9 protein-coding genes are annotated in these 9,934 nt (G+C 65.1%); 6 read left to right on the forward strand and 3 right to left on the reverse strand.

All coding sequences use genetic code 11. The annotated features are described in order from the left end of the window. Positions 1–118 precede the first annotated feature (118 nt). On the forward strand, positions 119–817 hold the full coding sequence (locus ACWFUC_RS18020; RefSeq protein WP_204726411.1) for an HAD-IA family hydrolase: 699 nt from the start codon (positions 119–121) through the stop codon (positions 815–817). Positions 818–826: 9 nt separating this feature from the next. Here the strand turns inward: ACWFUC_RS18020 and ACWFUC_RS18025 are convergent, their stop codons facing one another. Continuing rightward, positions 827–961 (reverse strand): hypothetical protein, encoded by a 135-nt coding sequence (locus ACWFUC_RS18025; RefSeq protein WP_489622899.1) that lies wholly within the window; start codon positions 959–961, stop codon positions 827–829. Here ACWFUC_RS18025 and ACWFUC_RS18030 point away from each other — a divergent pair. The 5 genes from ACWFUC_RS18030 (at position 960) to ACWFUC_RS18050 (ending at position 7,758) form a co-directional block, all read left to right on the forward strand. After that, positions 960–2,579 carry an ABC transporter substrate-binding protein gene (locus tag ACWFUC_RS18030; RefSeq protein ID WP_489622900.1) on the forward strand — a complete coding sequence of 540 codons (1,620 nt, stop codon included), beginning with the start codon at positions 960–962 and terminating at the stop codon, positions 2,577–2,579. The two genes, ACWFUC_RS18025 and ACWFUC_RS18030, sit on opposite strands and share 2 nt — an antisense overlap. Positions 2,580–2,708: 129 nt before the next feature. Next, positions 2,709–3,380, forward strand: a complete 672-nt coding sequence (locus ACWFUC_RS18035; protein ID WP_489622901.1) for a response regulator — start codon at positions 2,709–2,711, stop codon at positions 3,378–3,380. Continuing rightward, positions 3,377–4,732: a sensor histidine kinase gene (locus tag ACWFUC_RS18040; RefSeq protein WP_489622902.1), complete on the forward strand. Its 1,356-nt coding sequence runs from the start codon at positions 3,377–3,379 to the stop codon at positions 4,730–4,732. Before ACWFUC_RS18035 ends, ACWFUC_RS18040 begins: the two co-directional genes overlap by 4 nt. Positions 4,733–4,825: 93 nt before the next feature. Beyond that, complete coding sequence (locus tag ACWFUC_RS18045; protein ID WP_134222444.1) at positions 4,826–5,389, forward strand: cytochrome b; 564 nt, start codon at positions 4,826–4,828, stop codon at positions 5,387–5,389. Between the two features lie 341 nt (positions 5,390–5,730). Beyond that, the gene (locus ACWFUC_RS18050; RefSeq protein WP_489625561.1) at positions 5,731–7,758 is read left to right on the forward strand and encodes a c-type cytochrome; all 2,028 of its coding nucleotides are present in this window, start codon (positions 5,731–5,733) and stop codon (positions 7,756–7,758) included. Here ACWFUC_RS18050 and ACWFUC_RS18055 read toward each other — a convergent pair. Both ACWFUC_RS18055 and ACWFUC_RS18060 read right to left on the reverse strand, forming a co-directional pair. Further along, entirely contained in the window at positions 7,752–9,161 is a 1,410-nt protein-coding gene (locus ACWFUC_RS18055; protein WP_489625562.1) for a sensor histidine kinase, read from the reverse strand. The genes ACWFUC_RS18050 and ACWFUC_RS18055 overlap by 7 nt on opposite strands. A gap of 2 nt (positions 9,162–9,163) precedes the next feature. Continuing rightward, the gene (locus ACWFUC_RS18060) at positions 9,164–9,841 is read right to left on the reverse strand and encodes a response regulator transcription factor (RefSeq protein WP_209581999.1); all 678 of its coding nucleotides are present in this window, start codon (positions 9,839–9,841) and stop codon (positions 9,164–9,166) included. Between the last annotated feature and the right edge of the window lie 93 nt (positions 9,842–9,934).

The raw sequence follows: 9,934 nt of genomic DNA on the forward strand, positions 1-9,934 counted from the left end.
CCTTTTTGCATCAAGCTCCGGCACGCGCGCCCGTATTCTGGACCCACTGGCCCCCGCGCAGCCATTCGTGGCCAGGTCCCCCACTCTCATCGTCATTCCCTTTTTTCTGGAGCAAGACATGCCTCTGAAGGATTTCAAGGTACTCACGTTTGACGTCGTCGGCACTCTCATCGATTTCGAAGGCGGCATGCTCGCCTACCTGCGCAAGGCCGCTCCCGGCAGCAAGATCACGGACGAAGATTTCCTCGCGGCCTATCGCGCCGCGCGCAGCGATGGCAATACCGGCTGGTATCCGGATGACCTCGAGCGCTGCTGGCATGTCATCGCCCCGGGGCTGGGTCTGCCCGACACCCCGGAACTGGCGCGCGGCCTGCGCGATTCGGTGGCCGACTGGCCGGCCTTCCCGGATTCGGTAGAGGCGCTGCAACGCCTGCGCAAGCATTACAAGCTGGTCACCATGACCAATGCGCAAACCTGGGCCCTGCAACACTTCGCCCGCACCCTTGGCGAACCGTTTGACCTGCTGCTGAGCTGCGACGACGCCCTCTGCGAGAAACCCGACCCGCAATATTTCGCCTACGCCCGCGGCCGCTTCGAAGGCGCATGGGGCTATCGCCAGGCCGACAACCTGCATGTGGCGCAAAGCCAGTATCACGACATCGGCGTCTCCAAGCGCCTGGGCATCACCACCTGCTGGATCGAGCGCCGTCACGGCAAGTCCAGCTCGGGTGGCACCATCGCCTCCGAGCACACTGTTCCCGATTACCACTTCCACACGCTGGCGCAACTGGCCGATGCGGTAGAAGCGGGGCAATAAGCTTCACCCTCACAGCGGACCGCAGAGTCCCCATTCACCGGCACGCAGCGCCGTGCCGGCTTGCATCAGTGCATCCGAGTCCAGGCGGGCCGCCATCGCCCCGCCGGTCTTCTCACGCCTCAACCACACAGGGAGCTGCACCATGGATCACAACGACAACACCGAACTCGACCTCCTGAGCGCCAGCGACACCGCCGGCCTGATGGATTGCCTCAAGCGCGGTACCAGCCGGCGCGACATTCTCAAAATGCTGCTGGCCGGGGGCATGCAAGCCACGCTGGCGGGCGGTCTTGCCACCAGCGCCGCCAGTGCCTACGCCCAGACCCCGCGCCGCGGCGGCAAGCTGCGCGTGGGCGGCGACACGGCATCGGTCAGCGACACGCTCGATCCCGCCAAGCAATCCAACAAGACCGATTACTCGCGCGGCACCATGCTCTACAACGGCCTGACCTCGCTGGATGCCAGCCTCACGCCGCAACCGGCGCTGGCCGAGTCCTTCAGCAGCAAGGATGCCAGGGTGTGGGTGTTCAAGCTGCGCCTGGGCGTGAGCTTCCACGACGGCAAGGCGCTCACGCCGGCCGACGTGGTGTTCTCGCTGATGCGCCACAAGGATCCGGCCACCGCCTCCAAGGCCAAGACCCTGGCCGACCAGATCGAGAGCGTCAAGGAAACCGGCCCCAATGAAGTGACCGTCACGCTGACCGCGCCGAATGCCGACCTGCCGGTCATCGTCGGCACCTTCCACTTCCACATCGTGAAGGCCGGGACCACCGACTTCAGCGCCGGCATCGGTACCGGTCCCTACAAGCTCAAGGAATTCACTCCCGGCATCCGCTCGGTGGTGGTACGCAACGACAATTACTGGAAACCCGGCAAGCCCTACCTGTACGAGATTGAGTTCGTCGGCATCGGCGACGAGAATGCGCGCGTCAACGCCCTGCTCTCGGGCGGACTCGATCTGGTGGCCAACCTCAATCCGCGCTCCATCGAGCGCGTCAAGGGCAGTGCCGGCTTTGCGGTGCTGGAAACGCCATCCGGAGCCTATACCGACCTGATCCTGCGCAAGGATGTGGGCCCCGGCAGCAACCCCGATTTCGTGCTGGCCATGAAGTACCTGATGGACCGTGAGGTCATGCGCAAGAACATTGCGCGCGGCCATGCGGTGCTGGGCAATGACCAGCCGATCGATCCGACCAACCCCTTCTACCTCGCCGGCCTGCCGCAGCGCCAGATGGATCTGGACAAGGCCAAATACCACCTGCAGAAGTCCGGCGTGACCGGCAAGATACCGCTGGTCTGTTCGGCGGCGGCCATGTATTCGGTAGACATCGCAACGGTGCTGCAGCAGACCGCACAGCGCGTCGGACTGGACCTGGAACTCAAGCGCATGCCACCGGAAGGCTACTGGTCCAACCAGTGGCTCAGCAATCCGGTCGGCTTCGGCAACGTCAACCCGCGCCCCAGTGCCGACGTGCTGCTCACCCAGTTCTTCCAGTCACAGGCGGCATGGAACGAGTCGCGCTTCAAGAGCGAGAAGTTCGACCAGCTGCTCACGGCCGCGCGGGCCGAGATCGATGTCGGCAAGCGCAAGCAGATGTATGGAGACATGCAAACCATCATCCATGAGGAAGCCGGGATCGGCATCCCCATGTTCCTCGCCCTGCTGGATGGCTACAGCAGCAAGGTCAAGGGCCTCTCGCCGATTCCGCTGGGCGGCATGATGGGCTACTCCTTTGCCGAGCATGTATGGCTCGATTCATGATTTGATCCATACAAGCTGGAGGGCTTGTCCGACGGCGGCCTGGCTCACTTTTCCGCAGTCACTCGCGCTTTTGCCTTAGACTCTGGCACCATCCGATGGCCGGATGCATTGAAGGAGGCATGGCAAGCGATGCGAATACTGCTGGTGGAAGATGACGCCATGATCGGCGAGGAAGTCCGCGCGGCCCTGCGGGAGGCCAGCTACGCGGCGGACTGGGTGCGCGACGGCAACGCCGCGCACGCCGCCCTGGACCAGCAGGACTACGACGCCGTCCTGCTGGATCTGGGCCTGCCCGGTGCTGATGGCTTGTCGGTACTGCGCCAGATGCGCCGGCACGCCACCACGCCAGTCCTGATCCTGACCGCCCGCGATGGCGTGCAGGAGCGCATCGACGGACTCGACAGCGGTGCCGACGACTACATCCTCAAGCCCTTTGCCATGGGCGAATTGCTGGCGCGCCTGCGCGCGGTGATGCGGCGCAAGTCGGGGGCGGCTACGGTGGTGCTGGACAATGGCGAACTGTCTCTGGATCTGGCCGACAAGACCGCCCGCTGGCAAGGCCAGGCGCCGGTGACGCTGTCGGCCCGCGAATTCGCCCTGCTGCAGGCACTCATGCATCGCCCTGGCGCGATCCTGTCGCGCAGCGAACTGGAAGAACGGATTTATGGCTGGGGCGAGGAAGTGGAAAGCAATGCGGTCGAATTCCTGATCCATGCGTTGCGCAAGAAACTGGATCGTACGGCCATCAGGAATGTGCGTGGCATGGGCTGGATGGTCGCGCGCGGAGCAAGCGCGTCATGACACCCCTGCAACGCTCCCTGCAAGCACGGCTGTCGCTGGCGCTGACGCTGGCCATTCTGCTGGTGGCCCTGGGTGCCGGCGTCTTCGGCTTCCTCAGCGCCTATCGCGATTCGATCCGGCAGCAGGACGACCTGTTGCTGCAGGTCGGCACACTCATCGCCCGCCTGGGCGGTACCCTGCCCGCGGATGGGGCGGAGGGCAGCTATCCCGGGGCCGATCATGAATCGCGCATCAGCGTGCAATGGCTCCCCGAGCCAGGCCAGAGCCTGCCGGCTGCTACCGCCTTGCCGCTGCCGGCAGGCTTGCAGGACGGTTTCCAGACGGCCGTCATGTTTCATGAGAATTTCCGCGTCTATGTCCAGCCGCTTGCTTCCGGCCGCCGCATTGCGCTGGCGCAGGAGACCGATGTGCGCGATGGCATTGCCTCGCGCAGTGCCTGGCGCGCAGTGATTCCCGTCCTGCTTCTGGTACCGGTGCTGCTGCTGGCACTCCGGCATATCATGCGCACGCTGTTCGCGCCGCTGGCACAACTGCGCCGCGAGATCGACCAGCGGCGCGATGACCAGCTCGATCCCTTGGCCACCCAAGGCCTGCCCCTTGAAATCAGCCCCTTCGTCGACGCCATCAATCGCCTGCTGGCGCGTGTACAAGGCGCGATGACGGCACAGCGCCGCTTCGTGGCCGATGCCGCGCACGAATTGCGCACGCCCTTGGCCGCACTCTCGCTGCAGGCAGAAGGACTGCAGCAGAGCGAGCTTTCCGATACCGCCCGCGCACGCTTGCAGCGTCTGGAACAAGGACTGGAGCGCGCGCGCATGCTGGTCACCCAATTGCTCGCCCTGGCCCGCGCCCAGAATCAAACGGCATCCTCGGCTCGCACACGGCTGCTGCTGCGCGAGGCCGTGCGGCCGGTGCTGGAGGACCTGCTGCCGCTGGCTCAGCAAAAGGACATCGACCTTGGCGTGGACGGACCGCTGACGGCCGAGGTGGACAGCAATCCGGTAGAACTCGGCTTGCTGCTGGGCAACCTGATCGACAACGCGATCCGCTATACGCCGCCGGGTGGCTGCATCAGCCTGGCGCTGGCCGCAGCGGCTCAGACACCGCCGGGTCGCGTGCGTCTCGAGATCAGCGACAATGGTCCAGGCATTCCGGCCAGCGAGCGTGAGCGCGTGTTCCAGCCCTTCCATCGACTCGATCCCGCAGCCGCTCCCGGTGCTGGCCTGGGGCTGGCCATCGTGCAGTCGGTGGCGGCGCGGCTGGATATCATGATCGGGCTGGCGGCAACGGATGAGAAATCACAGACCGGATTGCGCGTGATCCTCGACATTCCTGCGCCGGGACAGGCGTGAGTCAGGGCTGGTCAGTAATTTCTTGCGCCAGGCTAATGCTGAACTAAGTTTCCTGACTTACCATGCAGGCTCATTTTTCCAATGGGAACCCAGATGAACAAAACCAATAATGCCCTCGGGCAAGGCACCCGCTACCACCCCCTCTACGCCGCGCTGCACTGGCTGATGTTCATCCTGTTCGTGGTGGCGCTGGCCACCATCGAATACCGCGACGACATCCCCAAGGGCGACCCGCTGCGCGACCTGCTGCGCACGGTGCACATGCATGCCGGTCAACTGGTCCTGATCTTCGTCGTAGTGCGCCTGATCGCCCGCAAGCTGCTGGGCGTGCCGCCCGAACTGCCGCTGCCGCGCCTGCAGCAGCTGGGCGCGAGCGCCGTGCACCTGCTGCTGTATGCCGTGATGATCGGCCTGCCCATCACCGGCATCCTGTTCACCCAGGCCGGTGGCCGTGATGTGGTGTTCTTCGGCATGACGCTGCCGGTGATTCTGGCCAAGGACATGGCCGTGCGAGGTCCCATCAAGGAAGTGCATGAATTCATGGGCAATGCGGTGTATTTCCTGGTCGGGCTGCATGTGTTGGGTGCGCTGTGGCACCAGTTGTTTGATCGCATGCCCATCCTGCAGCGCATGTCCTTGCGCTCGCCACGCAAGTAAGCGGATTTGCCACCCGCGCAGCGAATGCTGCGCCGCCTTCGTCGACCACGCCATCCGGACATTTCGGGTGGCGTTTTTTGTTGTGAAAGGCCGGTTTGTGAAATCCATCAAAAACCTGACAGAGGGCGCGCCAGCGGTCTTTGCGGAAGATCAAACGGCTTCCGATCAGCGCATCGATGTGGTCACAGTGCAAGGTTTAAATGGGGCAGGTTTCACTCTCGGAATAACGATCCGGACCCATCATGACAACACTTCACCGCCCCCTTCTTCCCCTGATTTTTCTCTTGCTCGCCACGCTGATGCTCTGCTCACCGCTGGCCACTGCCGCACCGGCCATCGCCATGCCGTCGAGCGCGGCCAACCTGAGCGACGATCTTCCTTCGGACTTCAGCGACGCACTCGATGCCACTACCCGCGAGCAAGTTCTGCGCGGCCGCTATGTCGCCCGGCTGGGCGACTGTGTGGCCTGCCATACGCAAGACAAGCGCAAGCCGATGGCTGGCGGCCTGGCGCTGGAGACGCCGTTCGGCAAGCTGTATTCCACCAACATCACGCCAGATCGCCAGACCGGAATCGGGCAATACAGCTTCGCCCAATTCGATCGCGTCATGCGTGAGGGCGTAACGGCGGACGGTCGCCATCTTTATCCCGCGATGCCCTACCCGTCCTACGCCAAGATGAGCGAAGAGGACATGCGCGCGCTCTATGTCTACCTGATGCAGGCGGTCAAGCCGCTGGCGCTACCCAACCGGCCGCTGGAGATGTCCTTCCCCTTCAACCAGCGCTGGGGGATGGCGCTATGGAACATGGCCTTCCTGCAAGCCGGTCCATTCCGGCCCGATCCTGCACAGTCGGCCCAATGGAATCGCGGAGCCTACATCGTGCAGGGGCCGGGGCACTGCGGGGCCTGCCATACACCGCGGGGTATCGGCATGCAGGAAAAAACCATGAGTGAATCCGGCAGCAATGGCCCGCTGTTCCTCTCCGGCGAGACGGTAGAGAATTGGCGCGCGCTCGACCTTCGCGGCCGCTGGCAGCCCGCGGATGTGGCCGGGCTGCTGCGCACCGGCAGCAATCGCTTCGGTACGGTGGCAGGCAACATGGTCGACGTGGTCCAGCACAGCACGCAATACATGAGCGACGAGGATCTGCTGGCCATCGGCACGTATCTGGCCAGCCTGCCCTCGCCCGCGCGCCAGCGCCCGCCGCAGGCCACCGCCGCACCCGTCGTCGCCGCCATCCCGGCCGACCTCTACCTCTCGCGCGGCGGGCTGGGTTACGTGCAGTTCTGTGCCACCTGTCATCGTAGCGACGGCAACGGGGTGCAGGGGCTGTTCCCGCCGCTGGCGGGCAATCCGACCCTGCAAAGCCATGAGCCCGCCTCGCTGATCCACATCATGCTCACCGGTTGGCGGGCGGCGCGCACCCATGCCCAGCCCAAGGCAATGAGCATGCCGGCGTTTTCCGCGTTGAGCGATGGCGAGATTGCCGAGATTCTCAACTTTGCGCGGGCCAGTTGGGGTGGCCGTCAACAGGCGGATATCAGTGAGCGGCAAGTCGCACGGCTGCGTGCCGAACTGGGCGCGCAGCCGGCAAATACGGTGGGACCGCGCTTCGAAGCGCCGCGCCTGGCTGACATGCTGAAAGAAAAAAATGCCACACAGCTCATCCTTGGTGCCCGCCTCAATATCGAGACGGGACGCCTGCTGCCGCAGCACGTCGGCAACGGACTGAACTGCGCCAGCTGCCATCTCAATGCGGGTACCGTCGGCGGCGGGTCGCCCTATGTGGGCGTGTCGGCCGCCTTCCCGACTTATGCGGCACGGGCCGGGCGTGTCATCACGCTGGAAGATCGCATCAATGGCTGCTTCCCCCGCTCCATGAATGGCAAGCCACTGCCGCCGGGATCGCCGGACATGCAGGCCATGCTGGCCTACATCGAGTGGATGCGCCGTGACGCGCAGCCCGGTGAAAAAGTACCGGGACGCGGCATCGGCAAGATCGATCAGAAACTCAAGCCCGATCCGGTCAATGGCGAACGCATCTACCACGCCCAGTGTGCCGCCTGCCATGGCGCGCAGGGCGAAGGCATCCGCAGCCCGTCCGGCCAGTGGGTCTACCCGGCGCTGTGGGGCGCGCAGTCCTTCAACATCGGTGCCGGCATGGCGCGCACTTACACCGCTGCGGCCTTCGTCAAACGCAACATGCCGATCGCCCTGCATGACCGTTTCCCGCTAGGCCAAGGCGGCCTGTCGGACCAGGAAGCGGTGGATGTGGCGGAGTTCTTCACGCATCAGCCGCGTCCCGACTTCGCACCCAAGACCAGGGACTGGCCGCGGGACAAGAAACCGGCCGATGCGCGTTACTGAGGTGCCGCCACGCGATCCGGAAAGTGCAGCCGGCAGGCTGCCCCCATGCCATCGCTGCGATTGCTCAGGGTAATGCTGGCGCCATAGCCGTCCAGCACGGCACGCACGATGGCCAGTCCCAGTCCGGCGCCGCTGGTCTGCCCCTGCTGCGAGGCGCGACCGCGATAGAAGCGCTCGAACAGTTGCGGCTGGTCGCCACTGGCGATGCCGGGGCCGCGATCGAGCACTTCCAGCGTGGCCCCGCCCCCCTCGGCAAACACGCGGATCTCCACCGCCGAATCGGGCGCGGAAAATTTGATGGCGTTGTCCAGCAGATTGTTCAACACCAGCAAGGCAGCGCGCTCGCCCACGCTGGCGTGGACCGTCTCCGGTGCATGCAGCTCCAGCCGGATGCGTCTTGCAGCGGCCGTGCCTTGCCATCTGGCGATGGCCTCGCGCATCACCGCATCCAGCGCAATGCGCTCGGGTTGTCGGCTTTCTTGACCGGCATCGAGGCGCGCCAGCTGCAGCAGCTCCTCGACCATGCTGGTCAGCCCGGCCACTTCCTCCAGGCAGGATTGCAGTGTGGCGACCTGCTCCTGCACCGAACGGGGCCGCCGCAGCGACAGCTCGATCTCGGTGCGCAGGCGCGACAGCGGCGAGCGGATCTCATGGGCGGCATTGGCCGTGAAGTTGCGCTGCAGTTCAAAGGCGCGCTGCAGCCGTGCCAGCATGGAATTGAGCGTGTCCACCAGATGCCCGATCTCATCATCGCTGCCCGGATGCGCGAGCCGCTCGCCCAGGCTGGCATCGCTGATGCGGCGCGCCTGCGCGGCGATGCGCTCGACCGTGCCGAACAGGCGGCCGGTGAGAATCGCCCCCGCCGCCGCCAGCGCCAGCAGCAGCGCCACGGCCAGGCCGCCGAACAGCAAGGCGGCTGATTCGACGATATGGTCCGCATCGTCCAGCGACCCGGCCACCAGCACCGCAAACCTGCGCTCGCCCAGCCGGACCGGGACCGCCGCCATGCGCAAGGGTTCTTCGCTGGCCTTGGGCAGGGTTTCAAAGACGGTCTGTCCGCCCTCCAGGCGCTTGAGCAGGCCGGCCGAGACCGGCAGGGTTCCCGCACCCAGGTTGTTGCTGCGCGCGAGCACCTTGCCATCGGCATCGATGATCTGTACCAGCCGGTCCAGCCGCACCAGCGAAGGCGGCGCCGTACCGGGGCGCGGTTCGTGGACGTGGATGGCATCGGGCGCACCTTCCGCCAGCAGACCCGCCTCGGTCTCGCCCAATGCCAGCAGCGCCGCATCGAGCTGGCCCAGCACGGATTGCGAGAGCAGCCACCAGCCCGCTGCCGCCGCACACGTCACGATCAGCACCACGGCCAGCATATGCACCAGCAGCAGCCGTTTGCGAAAACCCATGCTCATGGCGCGCCGTCACCGCGCATGCGAAAGCCCTGCCCGCGCAAGGTTTCGATCAGCGCCGGCCGGCCATCGGCTTCGATCTTGCGGCGCAGGTTCTTGATGTGGACGTCCATCAGGTTGTCGATGGCGATCAGGTCGGCATGCCAGACTTCCTCCGCCAGTTGCTGGCGGCTGACCACTTGGCCGCTGTGGCGCACCAGCAGCACCAGTACGGCGTATTCCTTCTGCGTCAGGTCCAGCCGCTGGCCGTCGCGCATCACCTCATGCGCCAGCAGGTCGATGCGCAGATCGGCCAGCTGCAGATGCAGCACCTGCAGCTGGCGCGGACGGCGCAGCAAGGCATGCAGGCGCGCCAGCAATTCCTCGAAGGCGAAGGGCTTGGCCAGGTAATCGTCGACCCCGGCATGCAGGCCCTCGACCTTCTCGCCCAGTGCATCGCGCGCGGTCAGCATGAGGATGGGCCACAGCACCTGCGACTGGCGCACGCGCCGGCACAGCGCCAGACCGTCCATGCCGGGCAGCATGCGGTCGAAGATGGCCACGTCGAAGGGACGATCCAGCAGCGCCAGCGCCTCTTCCGCACTGTGCGCCACCGTCACCGCGAAACCTTCTTCCTGCAAGCCCTGGGCCAGCAGTCGCGCGGCCTTCATGTCGTCTTCCACCAACAGGAGTTGCATACCTTTCCATTCACGTGCGTCATCGAGATCGGGATTAAACCATGGGCTGGCGGCCCGTTTTCTGAAGAAACATTCAGAAACCCGGGAAACCAG

The sequence above is a fragment of the Herbaspirillum sp. Her4 genome (assembly GCF_057961335.1).